The organism is Vibrio sp. 1CM23M (assembly GCF_023161755.1).
Classification (GTDB): Bacteria; Pseudomonadota; Gammaproteobacteria; order Enterobacterales; family Vibrionaceae; genus Vibrio; species Vibrio coralliirubri.
Genome location: NZ_JALNTR010000001.1, coordinates 918,600 through 937,512, shown reverse-complemented (window position 1 = coordinate 937,512; position 18,913 = coordinate 918,600). Strand labels below are relative to the sequence as shown.

Annotated in this window: 16 protein-coding genes; all 16 read right to left on the bottom strand. The window is 45.9% G+C overall.

The window, feature by feature from the left end; translation table 11 throughout:
• Positions 1-133: 133 nt before the first annotated feature.
• Positions 134-1,000, bottom strand: coding sequence for a 23S rRNA (adenine(2030)-N(6))-methyltransferase RlmJ (rlmJ, locus tag MSG35_RS03945; RefSeq protein ID WP_248382924.1), 867 nt, complete (start codon positions 998-1,000; stop codon positions 134-136).
• Positions 1,001-1,201: 201 nt separating this feature from the next.
• On the bottom strand, positions 1,202-2,140 hold the full coding sequence (gene secF / locus MSG35_RS03940; RefSeq protein WP_050647564.1) for a protein translocase subunit SecF: 939 nt from the start codon (positions 2,138-2,140) through the stop codon (positions 1,202-1,204).
• 2 nt (positions 2,141-2,142) lie between these two features.
• A complete protein-coding gene (gene secD, locus MSG35_RS03935) occupies positions 2,143-3,942 on the bottom strand; it encodes a protein translocase subunit SecD (RefSeq protein WP_017065097.1) in 1,800 nt (599 codons plus the stop codon).
• A gap of 173 nt (positions 3,943-4,115) precedes the next feature.
• Complete coding sequence (locus tag MSG35_RS03930) at positions 4,116-4,580, bottom strand: hypothetical protein (RefSeq protein WP_248383249.1); 465 nt, start codon at positions 4,578-4,580, stop codon at positions 4,116-4,118.
• 299 nt (positions 4,581-4,879) lie between these two features.
• Positions 4,880-7,648: a M16 family metallopeptidase gene (locus tag MSG35_RS03925; RefSeq protein WP_248382923.1), complete on the bottom strand. Its 2,769-nt coding sequence runs from the start codon at positions 7,646-7,648 to the stop codon at positions 4,880-4,882.
• Between the two features lie 238 nt (positions 7,649-7,886).
• The gene (locus tag MSG35_RS03920; RefSeq protein WP_248382922.1) at positions 7,887-8,735 is read right to left on the bottom strand and encodes a LytTR family DNA-binding domain-containing protein; all 849 of its coding nucleotides are present in this window, start codon (positions 8,733-8,735) and stop codon (positions 7,887-7,889) included.
• 72 nt (positions 8,736-8,807) lie between these two features.
• Positions 8,808-9,842, bottom strand: a complete 1,035-nt coding sequence (locus tag MSG35_RS03915; RefSeq protein WP_248382921.1) for a histidine kinase — start codon at positions 9,840-9,842, stop codon at positions 8,808-8,810.
• A complete protein-coding gene (locus tag MSG35_RS03910) occupies positions 9,842-11,134 on the bottom strand; it encodes a hypothetical protein (RefSeq protein ID WP_248382918.1) in 1,293 nt (430 codons plus the stop codon). Before MSG35_RS03910 ends, MSG35_RS03915 begins: the two co-directional genes overlap by 1 nt.
• A gap of 9 nt (positions 11,135-11,143) precedes the next feature.
• Positions 11,144-11,926, bottom strand: a complete 783-nt coding sequence (locus MSG35_RS03905) for an outer membrane lipoprotein-sorting protein (protein WP_248382917.1) — start codon at positions 11,924-11,926, stop codon at positions 11,144-11,146.
• Complete coding sequence (locus tag MSG35_RS03900) at positions 11,919-13,211, bottom strand: FtsX-like permease family protein (RefSeq protein WP_248382915.1); 1,293 nt, start codon at positions 13,209-13,211, stop codon at positions 11,919-11,921. Before MSG35_RS03900 ends, MSG35_RS03905 begins: the two co-directional genes overlap by 8 nt.
• Positions 13,199-13,897 carry an ABC transporter ATP-binding protein gene (locus MSG35_RS03895; RefSeq protein WP_248382913.1) on the bottom strand — a complete coding sequence of 233 codons (699 nt, stop codon included), beginning with the start codon at positions 13,895-13,897 and terminating at the stop codon, positions 13,199-13,201. Before MSG35_RS03895 ends, MSG35_RS03900 begins: the two co-directional genes overlap by 13 nt.
• A gap of 45 nt (positions 13,898-13,942) precedes the next feature.
• Positions 13,943-14,623: a hypothetical protein gene (locus tag MSG35_RS03890; RefSeq protein WP_248382912.1), complete on the bottom strand. Its 681-nt coding sequence runs from the start codon at positions 14,621-14,623 to the stop codon at positions 13,943-13,945.
• A 199-nt stretch (positions 14,624-14,822) separates the two neighbouring features.
• Positions 14,823-16,268: a sugar porter family MFS transporter gene (locus tag MSG35_RS03885; RefSeq protein ID WP_059017946.1), complete on the bottom strand. Its 1,446-nt coding sequence runs from the start codon at positions 16,266-16,268 to the stop codon at positions 14,823-14,825.
• Positions 16,269-16,310: 42 nt separating this feature from the next.
• Entirely contained in the window at positions 16,311-16,967 is a 657-nt protein-coding gene (locus MSG35_RS03880) for a hypothetical protein (protein ID WP_061037751.1), read from the bottom strand.
• Positions 16,946-17,800, bottom strand: a complete 855-nt coding sequence (locus tag MSG35_RS03875) for a PfkB family carbohydrate kinase (protein ID WP_061040086.1) — start codon at positions 17,798-17,800, stop codon at positions 16,946-16,948. The genes MSG35_RS03880 and MSG35_RS03875 overlap by 22 nt, the downstream gene beginning before the upstream one ends.
• 18 nt (positions 17,801-17,818) lie before the next feature.
• Positions 17,819-18,871 carry a class II fructose-bisphosphate aldolase gene (fba, locus tag MSG35_RS03870; protein WP_248382910.1) on the bottom strand — a complete coding sequence of 351 codons (1,053 nt, stop codon included), beginning with the start codon at positions 18,869-18,871 and terminating at the stop codon, positions 17,819-17,821.
• Positions 18,872-18,913 lie beyond the last annotated feature (42 nt).

The window sequence follows — 18,913 nt, the reverse complement described above, 5'->3', positions numbered from 1 at the left end:
TTCTATTTTTAAATGATTCACTGCAATTAATCAATCGATAAAAGTTAGCGTTTGGTCAATTTAAACCACATAGATAACAGTGATTTAGTGAGTGATGTCTAGAAAACCATCATAAAACCCATAAAAATCAGATCTATAAGCGTCTCATCTGCCAGTAACCTTCACCACTAGTCGCAAGTTGGCTGTGTAAATAATCGAGCGTATCTGCGACCGTTCCCGCAATGCCTTGTGGTGGATTGAACAACAGCAAGCCACTGCCGATCAGGCGATCATCACCCTTGGGATCTCGAAGGCGAAGCTCCGACTTAATCGGACTGGGTAGCAAACCATCTTTCACCGCTGTCACACAGTGGTTCAGAATCAGTGAGCTCTTGTCATCCGTATAAAGTGGATACCAAATCAAGGCAGATACCTTCTCAGATTGCTGATACGCCTTAACCAAGGCATCAATCACTGCGAGATATTCAGAATCGGTTTCATAGGGTGGGTCGATAACGATCAGGTGATGATTATCGTGCTTTGCCACATCATCAGGCAGCGCTTTGAGCCCGTCGCCTGCGGTAATAGTGAGCTTGCTTGAAACATCAAGATCGCGTTGCAGCTTCTCAATGTTGGTTTGTAATAAGTCGGCTTCATCTTGCTGAATGTCTGAAAAATAGAAGCTATCTTGGCTGCGACCTTGTTGATATGCGATGGCAGCAGAACCGGGATACAAAGAGATAAGCTGATTCGGATTGTAGTATTCCAGCACCGACATAAAAGAGCTGAATGCCGACGGAAGATAAGCCTTGTTGCGCCATAAGTACCCGACCCCTTCCGCAAACTCACCCGCGTGATTGCTTGGTGCTGTGGTGAGGTCATAACACCCAGTACCTGAGTGTGTGTCGATAACGTTGAGGCGAGAGTGTTGCTGCATTAATGACTGAACAAGTGCACTCAATACTGGATGCTTTAGCGCATCACCATGGTCGCCTACATGACATTGATGTCGATATTCCATTCCCTTGCCTCATTTCTACGAACGTCATCTAAACATACTTCATATCATGAGGGCTTGCCTGCTCAATCCATCGTTTTTTGAAATAGGCTCTCTTTTCTGTAACTGTTTGACTCTTATAAAAAATAAAGCCCCTCGTTTTGCTATAAACGAAGGGCTTTGTTGACGTTACTGACTAAGTTGTACTGTTAACCAATAGAGAGCCTAAGGGTACTCGCCCTCAACTTCTACTGGCGCTTTCACTTGGTAGTGACAAGGCTGTAGACCAAGTAACTTAGGCAGTGTGATACCTACTGAAACTGAAGACCACGTACCGCTGACAATACCTACAACCAGTGCAATCGCGAAACCTTGCAGCGCAGCGCCACCAAGTAGCCAAAGCGCCGAAACGGTGATTAGAGTTGTTCCTGAAGTCACCATGGTGCGTGAGAAGGTCGCTTTAACCGATTCGTTAAGCAGGTTATCCGTATCGCCGTTTGGATTGCCACGCAGCATTTCACGCACACGGTCAGCAATGATGATCGAGTCATTCAATGAATAACCCAAAATCGCCAACACAGCCGCTAACACAGTCAGGTTGAACTCGAACTGAGTAAAAGCGAACAGACCCAAGATAAGCGTCACGTCATAAATGATCGCGGCAAGGGCGCCGAGTGCTAAACGCCATTCAAAACGTACACTCAGGTACAGCATGATCATTAGGAAACACACCAATACCGCTAAGCCACCTTGGTCAACCATGTCTTGACCGACTTGAGGGCCAACCACACTGCTGTTAAGCACTTTTACTTGGTCACTTACAGAAGACAAAGCATCCACTAGGTTTGGCTGTGGGGCGTCTGTCAGTTGGCTGTAACGGATTGTCCAGCGATCCTGTTCTGCCATACCAACCACTTGCACGTCTTGTTGGAAAGCCGTATCAAGTTTAGTTTTTAACGCATCTTTGGTGACTTGATCAGAGAGCTGAACCTCGGCAACCACACCGCCTGTGAAGTCCAAGCCCCAGTTAAAACCTTTCACCGCCACCAGCATCACAGAGCTCATGAACAGCACAATAGATATCGCAGACATCACCTTACGAAGGCGAGTCATATTACTATTTGAAAAATAGCGGTCTGAAATAGTCATTTTTGAAGTACTCATACTTAAATCCTTACATCGTGGCGTTGGTCACGCCCCCAAACCAAATTGATGATCGCTCGTGAAGCAAAAATGCCCGTGAACATACTGGTTAGAAGACCTAAGCCCAGTGTCAGAGCGAAGCCCTGAATCGGTCCATTACCGATTGTGTATAGAGCCACAGCAACGATCATGGTGGTGACGTTAGCATCGAAAATTGACGAGAATGCGCTATCGAAACCACGATCGATAGAGCTAGCAAAGCTGCGCCCTTCTTTCATCTTGTCTCGAATACGCTCGAAGATAAGCACGTTAGTGTCTACCGCCATACCGACGGTCAGTACCAAGCCCGCAATACCTGGCAGAGTTAACACCGCACCCGGTAGCAAGGCAATCAAACCAAACAACGTGGTCATGTTAACCACCAATGCACAGTTCGCGACCCAACCAAGGCGGCGGTACCATAGCGCCATAAACGTTAGAGTAAGACCAAGGCCAAGAGCCAAAGCAGCAAAGCCATTCGTTACGTTTTCAGCACCCAGAGATGGGCCAATGGTACGCTCTTCAATGATGGTGACAGGCGCTGTTAATGAACCTGCACGTAGCAGTAGAGCAAGCTCTTGTGCTTCTGCCATGCTGCCTGCACCTGTGATTCTGAAGCGGCTACCCAGTTGAGATTGGATGTTCGCCACACTGATCACTTCACTGGTTTTTTCGCTGTTACCGGCTCTATCACGGCTGTATTCGCTGTAAACGGTCGCCATTGGCTTGCCGATGTTATGGCGAGAAAACTCAGACATTTTCTTACCACCAGAAGAATCCAACGTGATGTTTACTTCTGCACTGCCCATTTCACCAATGCCACTGCGTGCATCGATAATGTGTTCACCGCTCAGCACTGCTTTGCGAGCAACCACGACACGATTACCATCTGAATCTTTCAGAGTTTGAGTATTGCGCGTTGCGTTGTCGTACACCGAATAGAACGCAAGCGAAGCCGTAGCACCAATCACGTCTTTCGCAGCTGCAGGGTCCTGTACTCCCGGTAACTCGATACGGATACGGCTTTCACCTTGGCGTTGAATCGATGCTTCAGTGATGCCTAGCTCTTCAATACGGCTGCGCATGATTTGCAGGTTTTGTTGAACCGTTAGGTTGCGTAGCGTTCTTTGTTCTTCTTCAGACTGAGTTAACGTTAGCGATTTATCTGAACGGTCACGTTGCCATTGTGGGAACTCTTCACGAATCAGTTTCTGTGCTTTCTCGAAATCTGCATCAGTTCGGAAGTTAAACTCAACTTGGTTATTCACCACTTTACCGCGTGCATAACGCACTTGGCTGGTGATCTCGTCGACCACAGATTGCGCTTGTGCGTGGTAAACCGGTTCCATGTCTACTTCTAGCAAGAACTGCACACCACCACGTAAATCAAGGCCTAACTGAATCGGTGCGAAGCCCATGTCAGTCAACCATTTTGGTGCTGCTGGCTCCATCGCTAGCGCAACCGTCGCGTTGTCCAATAGGCGCTCATTCAGCACCTCTTTAGCCTTCGCTTGTTGCTCTGCATCTTCCAAGATCACGACTAAACGTTGGTCTTTTTGAAATGCCGATTTAGCTTGGATGCCTTCGCTCGCAAGGTATTGGGTAATTTGACTCGCATCGATGGTCTGTTCAGAACGATTGTTAATTTGAACCGATGCATTCTCGCCATACCAAGAAGGTAAAGCACTCAGAACCATGATGATGATAGTGGCGATAAGCACCACGTATTTCCACTTTGAGTAGTGGTTTATTTGTTTTCTTTGAATGCGTTTTTTCACAGTCAAGATCTCTTCTTTGAACTAATATTTTGCAAACACGAGCAATGGCTAATCGCAACCAGAACAAGCTGATTGAACGGTAGTGATGCTAAAGCTGATGTCGCTATGTTTGTTTTGGTTAATTGGCGAGTTCAACGGGCACAAGTGACCATCGATACAACCAATTTAGGGTCAAACGATTAGCTAAGAAGTTCTCGGAAATGCGAGTATTGGATGTTGCCCTCTTTCCACCCAGAAAGCCGGGAGGACGGAGAACTCACAATACTGGTCCAGTGCTGCTTGGAATCCAACAACGGCGTGTTGAAAAGCAGAGAAGCCAGTAATGAAGGGGGAGAGAAGTCGATCAGTAGGTGATAAGCTGGCTCAAGATCGGCCACGCTTTCTTGCTCGTTACTGAGCATACGTCTGAAGTTTGCTGCTTGAAGGCTTGATTCGGTGTCGTGATAGTTAGAACTGTCACCAGAAGGCACAGTGCCAAACTGAGCCTTATCGCACTCTAAGTAGCTCGACGGATTATCCGTATCAGCTTGTTTACAAAGATTAGTCTGCGAAGATTGCTCTTGAGCCGAATGAATTTGAAATGGCTTAGAAGGAAACGAATAGCCGTTAGAATTCACTAAGCCAAAGCTCAGTAAAAACAACATTAAGACTAATCGGGTACCCAGTTTAAGCAATCTAATATCCAAACAACATTCTCGTAGATCGTCAATCTACAATACAAATGAAACGCTGTCTTGATTTAAAACATTTTTTTAGGAAATGATACGATGCAACTGATTAAGCGTTCTCGAAATTTAGATTTACATAGATCTAAAACGGCTTAACAACAGATGATACATAGACGTTATGAATGGTGAAAAAACAAGAAAGCCAAGCGATACTCGCTTGGCTTTGAGTTGTCTCTTTCTGTTGGTTTCAGGCTTTAGGCTTTAGGCTTTAGGCTTTAGGCTTTAGGACGCATGATGTTCTTAACCTTACGGCTATTTTCACCAAAGATGCTTTGCACTAACACATTCATCTCTTCTACAGAGACCGATCTCGCAACACGCTCTACTTGAGACAAAGCTTCGACACCGTAATCATGGAGCAAGTAGCGAGACACATACCACGCTTGGTCGATAGAGCTCTTCTCGAGAGGCGTGAAGTCCGCTTCAAACTGTTTCACGACTGCGTGCATTTCCTTTTCAGAAACGCCTTGTAAAAGGTCTGCAATCACTTTATCGATCGCCACTTCGACTTGGTCTACATTTTCTGGCGCTATCATCGCACCAATAACCCACTCATAACTCGGCTCGCTGTCTCGTAACGTTGCATAGGTATATGGCGAGTAATCTAAGCTCAACTCTTCACGAATATAGGTATCTAGACGAGTCGCCAGCAAGCGCTGCAGTAAGTCTTCCATGAAAACATCTTTTGCCGACATTTTAACTTCAATATTAGGCACAGAGATAACTCGTAGGATGTACTCTGCACTATTCACATTGTTGATCGCTACATCAATACGTGATTCAGATGGCTGCTTGTAAGCCACCTTAAAGTCCGGAACCTCGGCATTTTCTAATGGAATCGAAGCCAAGTATTGCTCAACCAAAGGCTTTAATTCACTTGGGTCGATATCACCCACGACCACCAATTGGTTATGTCTCAATTGGCCAAACAGCTGCTGATGAAGATTAGCGACGTCTTCCACAGAAACCGTTTCAACACGCTCTTTATCTACAAGATAATGACCACTTTCCTGACGATAAATATTGTGGTTTACCGCTCGTTCAAACTGACCAACAGGGCTACTCAAGAAAGATTCTTGACCTTGTACAAACTCCTGCTTCACTGCCTCTAACTGCTCGGGAACAATTTTAGGCGCAGTGATGAAGGTATACAGCGCAGCAAACGTATCTTTGAGCCCATCTTTGTTAATACTAAATTCAACACCATGGCGGGTGTTGCCAATAAAGGAATCAGCTCTAATATCTTCACGATCAAAATGCGCTAAAAGCTCAGACCCCGTAAATTCACCGACACCACTTCGAGCGAAGGTAGGTAACGCAACCTCAACAGCTGGGTACAAGCTCGGATCCAAAGCGGCTTTTCCGCCGAGGCTCATGTACATCACCCCAACATCATCACCTGCCTCATAATCACGCAGGTACCACATGTCGATGCCATTGCTTAACGTCCACTTTTGGATGTATGGGTCGACAGACATTTGTTCAGCAAGTACAACCTCGCCTTGTGAGCTAGGTACAGCAAAAGCACTGGCTGTTCCTATCGCAAGCGGCGCAATTCCCGCCTCGCTATACGTGGCTTTTAAACTATCGAGAGAGTTGATGATCGCTGTTCTGTCTTCGGAGTCATCCATCCCAATAACAATAAAGTAATCATCAGAAAGTAGATTCTTGATGTTGTCGTTAATCACTTCAAGGCTCAAGTTAGCAATGAAGGCTTCCAAACTTGCTTGATAGTCGTTCTGTGATTGGACGATTCGATCAGTGACTAACGCACTCGCTTTGTAGTTCGCGTGTTCAACGCTATCCAATTTATCCCAGTCACGCTCGATATTATCCAGCAAGTCTTGGTAGTAGTGCTGTTCGCCAACAATATCCGTTTCCGAAACACCAAAATCACGCAATGACGCCAATGTAGAAAGCAGATCTTGTTGGATAACTTCACGGTCTCCAGCCGGAAACCCAACACTTATTGATGAATAGTGCAGAGCGCCCATCTGATAGCCATCAGATGCTATCCATTGAGTCGGCAGCGCAGCATCATTGAACACCGCTTCTAATCGTAGTCGAATCAATTGTTGAGCGGTTTCATCTAACCAGCGTTGATGCTGCTGAGCATGATTTTCAACTCTATTTAAACCTCGGTTAAACGTCAGAGTGATGCTTGGCGCTTCTCTTCCTGCGTACTCAACATAATCATCTTCATTGAATGACGTCGTTTTCTGTTTCTCTGGTCTCGGCGTATCACCACGCTCCCAGCTAGAAAACTTTTCTTCAATGAGTGGAATCACGGTTTTGATGTCCACATCACCAGAAACGACCAGCTCAACTATTTGAGGTTGATACCAAGTCTGATAAAAGTTGGTGATGCCTTGAGGAGTAGCATTCACAATCGACGATTTCGTCCCTAGTGCATCTTGCGATTCGTACGGGCCGCCTTCAATGAAGTGATCATAATATATATCTCCGAATGACTTATCATCGAGGCGAGCCATACGGAACTCACCAAGAACCACGCCTTTTTCTTTTTCGACTTCTGAACTTGATAGATCCAGGCCATCACCAATGTCACGCATCCACGTCAAAGCAGACTGCAATTGAATGTTATCTGGCAAATCTAACTGGTAGACCGTCTCTTCATAAGAGGTGTAGGCATTAATATCAGCACCAAAGCTAGCGCCTGCGTCTTCGAATAAGCGAATCACATCGTTCTGAGAGAAGTTTTTACTGCCATTGAATGCCATGTGTTCCAAAAAGTGCGCGTAGCCTTCTTGCTGGTCAGTCTCTTGAATCGAACCGGCGTGCACGACTAAACGGACAGATACGGATTCTTCATGATCTGGATAAACATGATAAGTAAGGCCATTTTCTAGTTGGCCTGAAGTCCATGCCGGATCCGGCTGGATTGGCGTTTCGGTAGTTTTTGATGTTGAGCTACAGCCAACTAAGGTGAGGCATAGAGCCGTCGCTAAATAATATGTTTTCATAACAACCTCTTAATGTCATTCACCGACAATATACAGATTGGGATAACGATTATTATTTAATATTGAACCGGATGAGTATCTTTGTGATCTGGATCTTTATTTTATAAATCACCAATCGTTATGTAAGGTCGCTGTGCTCATTTAAATAGGCATTTAGATAAGAGCCTATTACATCGATTTTAGACTCGCTAACTACATATATTAAAATCAATAAGCTACATAAATGTCAGCCAGTTCTCTACATACCCTTAAACAACGCTTGCGAGGCACGACTGATCGGTAGCTTTTCCCCTGACACATACGCCGACATCTGACCTGAGAGCCCTTTCTTCACCTTATCGATGGCCGACACTTTCACCACCACCGAGCGATGGATCTGCCAAAACTCATCTGGGTTAAGCTGCGCAATCAGCTCTTTTAATGATACGCGAAGGATATACTCCTCTAGCGAACCGCCTTGGCCCTTCTTAAATATAGACACGTACTTGTCTTCTGCTTTGAAATAAGCGACATCATCGACGGCGATAAGGTGGATGTCTTCTCCGACACTGGCTTTGAGCCATGTGAGATACTTTTTCTGCGATAGATAAGGAGGCTGCGTTTGCTGTGACGTCGACTGGGATAGCTGTTGAAGCTGAGCCATTAACGCCGTGATATCGGGCTGTTCTGGCGTGCTACCTGTTTGCGTTTGGTTGCTCGACAAACGCGCTTGCACCTTCTGACATGTCGCCAGTAAACGCTCTTCATTGATTGGCTTAAGTAGGTAGTCCATCGCATTGTGCTCAAAAGCTTTGACCGCGTATTCGTCATAAGCCGTGATAAACACAATCAATGGCGGTGAAGCTAGCTTGTTGAGTTGTTTCGCCAGAGAGATACCATCCAGTTCCGGCATACGAATATCGAGAAAAGCCACGTCGGGCTTGAGCTGCTGAATACTCTGCATCGCCTCCAAACCGTTTTGTGCTTTACTGACGATTTCTAACTCCGGCCAAACCTCAGCAAGGCTCTTGTCTAAGTGGTGCCTTAACAGTGCTTCATCGTCTGCGATTATCGCCGTTACGCTCGGCTGTACTGCTGGGTTGTTCATGGTTAGTCCTTTAAATTCACACTGTAAATCGTCTATTTTCCGTCACTGTTCGGTGCTTTCGGGTCTGTAGTTCTAACCTACTGCATCAGCCAACGGCAACAAGATCGTCGAGACTACCCCGCCTTCAGCGTGTTCAGTAATCGTGAGGCTCGCCTTATCACCATAAAGGGTTTCGATTCTTTGACGAATATTGCTCAACCCAACACCGTAACCCGTATTCGCAGAAGGCGTTTTCAACCCAGCGCCATTATCAGCCACTTCAATTTTTAGCTGCAGTGCTTGTTGAGTAATACGAATATTCACTTGGCCACCAGCGGCTTTGGGCTCGATACCGTGCGTGAGTGCATTCTCGACCAAAGGTTGAATCAAGAACGGTGGAATCACCTGCAAATCGCTAATCTCGTGTGTTTCAATCGAGAACGTTAAGCGCTCACCCAAGCGTATCTTTTGGATATTAAGATAAGCGTCTAACAAGTCGACCTCTTGTGCGATGGTCGATTGCTCGGTGCGACTGTTTTTCAAAGTCACACGCAACAAGTCGGTCAGTTTTTCGAGCATCAACTTGGCTTTCGCGCTGTCACTCTCAATCAATACATTGATGGTCGCAAGCGTGTTGAACAAGAAGTGCGGTTCAATTTGGCTCTGTAGTTGTTTAAGCTGACTGAGCACCACCACCTTCTCTTGATCGGCCTGACGACGCTTGGCCACTTCCAATTCGTTATCGGCTCGTAACTGCTGCTCTCGTGTGTAGAAATAGTAATAGCAAACCGAACAGAAAATCACACCGAGCAACACGACAGATTTAAGGTCCGAGATATTGGATCCAAAATATCCGTTCAACCAATAGTGCGCGTTCAAGGTACCAAAGGTCATCGCGATCACCATTGAGATACCCACTTCAAGCGTTCGAGATGTCCTCTTAAACAACTTCACCAAGATGAAAGAAGAACCCACGGCGCTGTAACCAAAGCCAAAACTGATTGCCAGGTTAACCGTTAATCCGCCGCCCCAAATTGTATGGGTTGTAATCGCAATAAGAACACAAAATAACGTGGTGAACGCGAAGCTTTTAATCCATGAAAACCGACTGTTTGAAGAAGTGTCCATTAAAATCGTCCTTTGATATTTAAGAGAATCATATGACTATCGGGTAAGTTGGCGTAAGCAGAATCACTTTTACCGCCTAGAAAGCGTGCAGCAAGTTCCAAATCCAACGATGAATTGCCATTATCTAAAGCCTGATAGTTGAGCCACTGGGTAGCAATAAAGCCGCCGTCTTGAGGAGACAACATGACGTCGAATGTCGGGGTGATATCTTCGAGCCAGCCATGTGTCGAATCCAAAGACCAGTGAAACATGATGTTGTGTTGAACCAAATTGGCGTGTTGATAACCTTGAGCGTAAGAACCAGCCAGTGATGCTGTCATCGGATTAACCGACAAAGACTCGGCACTTTCTATGGCACTTTGCCACTCAGAATCACTCCACGCTCGGCTATCAAACCAGTATTCCAACACCACATTGTGGCCCGTGTCATTGGCCCATGTTACTCCTACTAACGCTTGATAGGCCTGGCCCTGCTCTTCAAGATAAACCGGTTTAAGCATTGAGTCTGGTTGACTGTAGCCAAGGCTTTGTCGCTGATAAACCATCGAACCATGGAACTCCCATGCGAGGTTTAATACCGACACTAAACTCGCCCCAAGTAAACCATGGCGTACATCGTCGTAATAAGCGACCCACTGATATTCGTGGTCGCCAATCAGATTGTAACGACGTATCCCAAAGCCTTGTTGCTGATTCTGCTTTTCGAATTCATTTACATCTTGGGAAGTCCATGACGAATCGCTGTAAAGCAGTGTCCATTCGCCCGTCATATCGAACAGTGACGCAGAGGCCACACCCGCACCCTCTTCTGCGACAATGCCTACTGGGTTTTGTCGATACGGCTTGATGATGTCTAACGGTCGATAGCCATAACCCACACCCCAATCCAAACGAACCTTACCAAGCGTGACATCAAGGTAGTGGTCACCGATTACTGAATTCGACAACTCAACACCACCTTGCCAAAACAACTCACGCACAATAAATTCAGACTCAAAGCTCGCGTCTTGTTCTTGAGGGCTATTACTCAGAATATCGTTGGCTTTCACTGCGAACAGACCAAGCCAATTGCCGTAACCAACCTCTAGATCCAGCAAGCCATTTAAAGACTGACGATTATCAGACGCTAAAGGGCTGAATGGCGACTCTCTCGATTCAACCGCTTCTGCACTCAGTTGCCAGTCCCACGCCAAGCTCAGGTCATCCGCTTGAATCGTGTTACTCACACAAGACAAGGTAAGCAAAGTCGCGATTGAAGGCTTGATGTGGAATCGGCAATTGGAAGCTTTCATGACGCTCACCTACAGACCAGACACGCTGTTACGCGATAGGTAGGCAGGGTTGTAATACTTGTCTTCCAAGCTTTGCTCAATCACTTCGCTATACTCAATCACGGTTTTCTTGCTTGGCTGAATCTTATCGAGCAAGGTCATCGATACCACTGTTGGTAATCCATCACGCACGCCTTCGGTAAACCAAGCTTGTTTCGCCAACTTTCCTGAACGCAGATAAAGATCCGCTTTAACTGGAAACGCTCGGTCTGCCGTTAACCACAGATCAATCGACTGGTAACTCGCACCCTTGGTTTTCGCCGTTAGCTTTAGATGATGAGTATCGAGCGTCTCGCCAGTCGGCATCTCAACTTGTTGCTCGGCAACCCACTCACCTTGGTAGTCTTCGCTCCAAGTGAGTGTCGAGATATCGCCCACCGAGGCTTCACCCAACAATTTTTGCATCGGTGTGATACGAATTGGTCGGCGCGATTTCGGCATCAACAGCCAGTAATTATCTTCAATCATCAGCATCTTCTGACCTGCCTCGACAGCCGATTTGAACACGACCAACGACTCTCGGTTTGGTCTTGTGTAGACGTTGTACTCACGGGTTTTATCGAGCTGTTCGTCTTGATACAGCGCCACCAAAGAAACCACCTTAGACGCTTGTGCACTGTTCAAACGGTAGCTATCGGCCTTAGCGATCATATCAGTGGCTTGTTGTGAATCGACTGCCCAGCTTGGAGTTGATGCTAGAACCAAAACCAATACAGAACCTAAAACAGTGGGTGAACGAGTAAATTTATACATAAACCAGCGCCTCCGTGATTGGCTTATTCACGCCTTTACGAGCAGAGAAATAAGCAGCCAGCAAACATATCGTCAGCACACCTAAAGTGGCGTAACCAACCAATTCCAATGAGAAGTAAATGTTGAGTGGGTAGCCCTCGGTTCTGCCGGGAGGTGGTGGCATTTGGATATCAACCACTAGCAATAACACCGATACTAAGCCACTCACTAACGCGCCAATCGCGCTGCCAATCAGTGCCAGCAATCCCGCCTCTTTTAAGAAACCAGCCACGATTTCAGAAGGGTAACTACCGAGTGCCGACAAGGTGCCAATCTCACGAGTGCGTTCCGTCACCGACATGGTCATAGTATTAAACAGCGACACGAACACCACTAATGCCATAACTGCGCCCATGATGCCGAAGATCCGATCGTAAAGATCTTTAACCTTGGTGTAGAAAAACGCGCGATCTTGCCACGGGGTGATCTCTGTGCCTTGATCGCTTTGGCTCGCACTATTTCGATCTAAAGCTATTTGGATACGCTGTTGAACGGTCGAGGTCTTGCTTGTCTCAAATAGGAACACCGACAAGGTACTGACTTTGTCTGAGGCCAAAAGCTCTTGAGCGGTGGTGATGTGTACATATAACTGACGTTTATCTAGCTCAGGTACCCCTGTCGAGTAGATGCCCTGCACCTTAAAATCAAAGGCGTTCAAAGCACCGTCACTGGTGGTCGCGAGCAATGTTACCCAATCGCCAACGGCAACTTTGAGGTTACGAGCAAGGTCGGTTCCCAGCATCACTTGTGGTTCTTGGTTGTCGTATCTTGGTGATTTCACATCCGATAGGGTTTGACCACTGCGCACATCAAGGAAAGGTCCTTTCATGTCGAACTCGCGCTCATTAACGCCTGTTCCCATAAAGATGGTCGACTTGCTTCCGTTAGACACCAAACCGCTAAAATAAACTCGTGGCTGCACCCCACGCACATCGCTGTCACCAATAATGCTCTTGGTGAGCGCTTGAACATTATCGAGACCATTGCTCAGCGGCATGTCTTCATCTTGCTCAAAATAACCCGGTGTGCTCAAAGTAAGATGACCAGTATCGCGCGCGGTCGATTCTCTCAAAGATTCGTAGGTGTAAAGCCCGTAACCTCCTGCCGACGTCAGCGCAAATACCGCAATCGCGATGATCAATACAGACAGCAAACTACGACGACCGTTTCTTAATAAGTTAAGCCAAGCCAAACGCACCGAAGTTGGAAGTAAAAACGTGCTCATTCTTTGTGTTAACTTGCCCATGAGATCGCCTCCGTGGTTGCATCTTGTGGAGCCAGTTGGCCGTCGATAAGTTCAAACACTCGATCACAACGCTGCGCCATTCTTGGGTCGTGCGTTGCGACGATAAAAGTCGTGCCCATTTCGTGGCCAAGCTCTTTCATAATGTCGATCACAAGGTTGGCAGTGTGGCTGTCTAGGCTCGCGGTCGGCTCATCGGCAATCACCAAGCTTGGGTTGTGAATCAACGCTCTGGCTATCGCGACACGTTGCTGTTGCCCGCCAGAAAGGTTGTCTGGGCGGTGATGAACGTAATCTCCTAGCCCAACACGCTCTAACATGTCTTGCGCTCTGGTCTGCTGTTCTTGTTTCGTGCATTGGTTCAACATCAATGGGTAAGCGACGTTTTCAAGCGCCGTCATCACAGGAACCAGATTGAAGCGCTGAAACACAAAACCCAACGACTGACGACGAAAACGTGCAGCAGCGATTTGTTCTGTTGGATACGCTTTGCCATCAATGTTTATCTCGCCTTGATAGTCCATATCCAACAAACCAAGGATATTCAACAGTGTGCTTTTTCCAGAACCTGATGGCCCACATAACGCCACCATTTCACCACGTTGGATGTGTCCATCGACCCCGTTTAATGCATCAACACGTTGACCGCCCGTGACATATGCTTTGCCGATATCTTTAAATTCAATCATTCCTTTGTCCTCCGCTGACCCATAATTTTTTAGCGTTCGCAGCTGTTATTTGGCTTTCGCTATTAGGGCTTTAGCCGTCATTGTCTCGATGTTGCCAGCATCTGTGTTTTCCATCTTTTCAAGCCACACCTGTGCTTGCTCGAAGTCTTCAGCACGAATCGATGCGGTAATGGCGTAACGGTAAATCCATGAGGTCGCAGCGAAATGCTGTTGTTGGAAATCTTCTTCAGCGAGTAACGAGAGGAAGAGGTCATAACCACGATCAAAATGGTTAAACATGTCTGGCAGAGAGGTGTAAGTAACGGCGGCCATTGCGCGAGTTAGGTAAGAATCTGGCAGCCCTTGAACACGAGGTTGCTCATGAATCGGTTGGTCTTCGTCTTTCAGCAGCACCAGTGATTTATCAATGGTTGATAAGCCTTTCTCCACATACTTCATCTTGTTCCAAGGCAAGAACGCATCACGCCCCATCAGGGTTTCTGTGCTTCCGAGGTAAACCAAGGTCAGTGGTGTCGCACCGTCTTGTTGCAGCGTGTCATTCAGGCGTTCATACGCCACCTCAACCAAATCTTCATTGCCTTGCGCCGCTTGGCTGTAGATATCGAGCACGTCTGAACTTGGGTTCGCCAAAGCTAACGACGGTGCAAACGAAACAAGAGCAACCAGTAATGAACGCTTAAGCAGAGAAGTGGTAGAGCCTGAATTAAATGAGTGTGAAGTAGTCATGATTTCTAATCCCTTTCAAATGTTGACGTTGAAAGGTTAACTAGAATTTGTCATGCCGTTTTATCAATGCGACGAATGGTAATAATGAGGAGTGAATGGTTGAGTTGGGGCGTGAGTGGGGAATATACGTGATAAGTTTCGTGAAAGTAAAAAGCCTCCACATACTGGAGGCTCTATCTATATTAACAACAACTAATCGCTATACTTGCTTTGGCTGAAGTTCTTTTTCTTCGACCTCTTTTATATCAAATCGTTGCTTTAACTCTTTCTCGATACTTTCTAAACTACGATTTGCTGTCTCAGGAAGGATTTTTATCGCAAACCAAACTTGGCCAAGCAGGATAATCGCGAACATGATGAAGAGTGCCGATGTTCCAAATGATTCTCTAAAAGCTGGTGTAAATGAGTTCAAGATAACACCTTGAATCCAGATTGCTGCCGTTGTTATTGAGACCGCGCGGCCACGGACTGAAGTTGGTAAAATCTCAGCTGAAATCGTGAACTTCAGAGGACCTAAACCTAGTGCTGTGAAGGCAACAAAGAACGCCATTAAACCAACTATCAACATAGGTGGAGTATCAGGTCTGTCGAAGAATATTGCCAAACCAATCAAACAAGTGAAACAACCAAGTGCAGAGGTTATTAGCATTTTTCTGCGACCCACTTTATCGATGAATACCATTGATAAAGAGGTAAATATAACGCTTACTAAGCAGATCCAACCAAAACCTCCCAGTGCAGAACCTTGGTTGCCCATTATCTCTTCTAGCATTACAGGGCCGTAGTACATCACAACAGTTACGCCAGACCACTCTGACCATATTGCTAGTAATACACCCGTCATCAAGCCGAAACGCATCACTGGATTTTTGACTAATTGTTTATATGACCCTGCTTTCTCTGAGCGAATTACTTGACGACATTCAATAATCGCTTCTTCTGCTTCACCCTTGGTTAAGAACTTTCTCAGAATGTTAGCCGCTTCCTTTTCTCTAGCTTTAGATATCAACCAACGAGGTGATTCCGGAAAAAATGCTACCAAACCAAGGAAAATAACTGCAGGCAAAAATTCAACAGAGAACATGCCACGCCAGTTTTCAGTAATAAAGAAATGGTCAAGGTAATGACCCGTAACAACGGCAGCCTGGCTGTAGTTAACAATCAATGTGTTGGTGATCACTGAGCAAGTTAAACCGATCACAATGGCAACTTGAAACAGATTACTGAGTTTTCCTCTATGCCTTGCTGGAGCTACTTCGGCAATGTACATAGGGCAAACCACGGTCGCGATACCAATGCCAAAGCCACCAATGATACGTGCCCAGATCAGTAAGTTGAATGAGTTTGCGTACATACAGCCAAGCACCGATACGATAGCTAGTAAAGCACCTAGCATCAGAGGTTTTTTACGCCCAGCATAGTCAGCAATAGGACCTGCGATTATGCTACCAAATAAGCAACCCACAAGCGCTGATGATACATACCAACCTTGTTGTAAGGTCGATAATTCGAACTGTTGTGTGATTTGCGTGATCGTGCCGCCAATAACAATGGTGTCCATTCCAAATAGGAACCCACCAATCGTTGCCGCAGCGCAAATGAATGTTAAAAAGAACATCTTCTTATTGTTTTCGCTAAGAATCATTTGATCTCTCCATGAGAATTGTAGGGTACATGGGACGCTGTTCTAGTGCGTCTGGATTACGTAGTCTGCGTTTGATTCGTATTGTTTTATTTTTAACGCATTGACTAGATCCACGCGCTCGGTTTTATCGAGCGCCTCTTGTTTCGACTTTCCACCAGCTAGGTGTCTTGATATTAATCGCTCTCTGAGTACTTTTTCACTTGCTGTGAGAAAGATCTTCAAGTCAATTAAATCGCTGACTGGTCGCCAGTCTTCGTCGGTTGAGTAGATGTAATTGCCCTCGAGTAAAATAATTTGAGTGTCTGGCTCAATTAAAAAACCTTTTGCAATGGGATCGTGTAACTCACGACAGTATTTCGGCCAAAAAAATGCGTCAGTGTTTGGCGTCACCGCTTTGGAAAGCAAATGTGCCAATGAGGTTACATCAAATGTTTCGATGCTACCTTTGACTGACGTCAGTCCTTTCTCTTTCAGTACCGAATTGGAGTAGTGAAAGCCGTCCATTGGACACAGTTGGGCTTTAAATCCTAACAGTGACAGTCCAGACAGTAGGGATTCAGACAATGTTGATTTACCCGTCGCTGGAGCACCAGAGATACCGATGACAAGAATTTGTTTCCCAGACTCTTGGTAGGTATTGGCGACCAGTTGAGGAACGCTTGCAATGTCATCAACCGTTAACGAATGTGTTTTAGCCATGATCTGGTTCCTAATTCGGTACATGATAATGCCGCTATGTGACTGGCTTTCTTCAGAGAGTCACGGAAATCTTGACTCTCCAAGTAGTAATGGCAAAAAGCCCCATGGAAAATATCTCCAGCACCTAGCGTATCGATAGCATCCACTTTAGGTGCAGGGATTAACCCGCTACCGGACTCATCACTATAAAAAACACCTTTGTCGCCCAGCGTCATTGCCCACTTTTTGATCCCGTGTTGGTCGCAAAGTGCCTGCATTTTATCTTTGTCACCATTGGTGAATTCCTCTGAAACAATAGGAATAGTACAGAGAGATAAAAACTGTTCGCTGTGCGATTTCCAAGTACCAGCGTCTAACACAATATCCCCAGTAAACTCAGCCAAAGCTTGTACGTTTGCGCTAACAAACGGATGCTCATATTGATCAAGTAATACGAGCTTTGCATTATCTAGCCATTTCGGGTCTAAACTCATCACCTTTTCGCAATCGGGCTGACTAGCGTTGACGATGAGCCTAGATGCCGTTTGCTTTGCAGAGATAATGTTCGATAGTGGTAGCTGGTATTCATCGTCTAAACTTAAATCCACAACCGAAATTTCGTGTTCATTAAGCTCTGCTGTCACTATCGATTTATAGAGGTGCTCTTTACCTAAACATGTCCAAAGGTGTACATCAGAGCCTAATGCGTTGCATGCAATGGCAGCATTGAGTGCAGACCCACCACCACCAATAAAATCAGCAATTGCATTCACCTTTTGATCAGGATCAGGCATCACTTCAACAAAGCTCATCAAATCAATCGTGCTTCTGCCTATAAATACACAATTTCCCATACGTAGAACTCCTTTGAATTACAGCTCACCGCTAGCGTAGCGCGTAGCCATATCATCCATAGAAATTTGTGTAATCTTGTCACCGTGACCAGCACAACCAAATCGTTCAAATCGGTTTAAACAAAGCTTCGTTAATTCGTCCATTCCAGCTAACAGGAACTTACGTGGGTCAAACTCTTGCGGATTTTTCATCGCGAGTTCACGAAAGCGACCAGACATCGCCATACGACAATCAGTATCGATATTTACCTTACGAACACCATGTTTGATACCGCGCTCAATTTCTTCGATTGGCACACCATATGTTTGAGGCATTTCACCGCCATTCTCATTGATCATATCCTGAAGGTATTGAGGAACCGATGAGGCACCATGCATAACTAGATGAGTCGTTGGGAGCTTCGAGTGAATTTCTTCGATAACGTTCATCGCTAAGATATCGCCATCCGGTTTGCGAGTGAACTTGTAAGCACCATGGCTTGTACCACAAGCGATAGCTAGTGCGTCAACCTTTGTTCTTTTCACAAAATCAACGGCTTGATCTGGGTCTGTTAGCAATTGGCTCTTTTCAAGGATACCAACAGCACCAACGCCATCTTCAGCTTCCGCTTCGCCAGTTTCTAAAGAGCCAATACAACCCAACTCACCTTCAACTGAAGCACCTACCCAGTGCGCAGATTGAGCGATACGAGAAGTAATATCTACATTGTAATCGTAGCTGCTTGGTGTTGAAGCATCACGCTCCAATGAGCCATCCATCATTACCGATGTAAAACCGTGGCGAATTGCTGACAAGCATGTTTCTTCGCTATTGCCATGATCTTGGTGAAGAACGATTGGTGTTTTCGGGAACATTTCAGCGAGAGCGCAAACCATCTTATAAAGCATCACGTCACCAGCGTAGCTTTTACGAGCATTGATGCTCGCCTGCAGAATGACACCTGAATTACATTTTGCTGCAGCGCGAACAATAGCAAGCCCTTGCTCCATGTTGCTGATGTTGAATGCTGGAACTGCGTAACCATTTTCTGCTGCGTGATCCAGTAATTGTCTTAGTGTAACGATAGCCATTTTCTTCTCCAAAGTGATTTAATTGTTTCTTGCAATTAAATT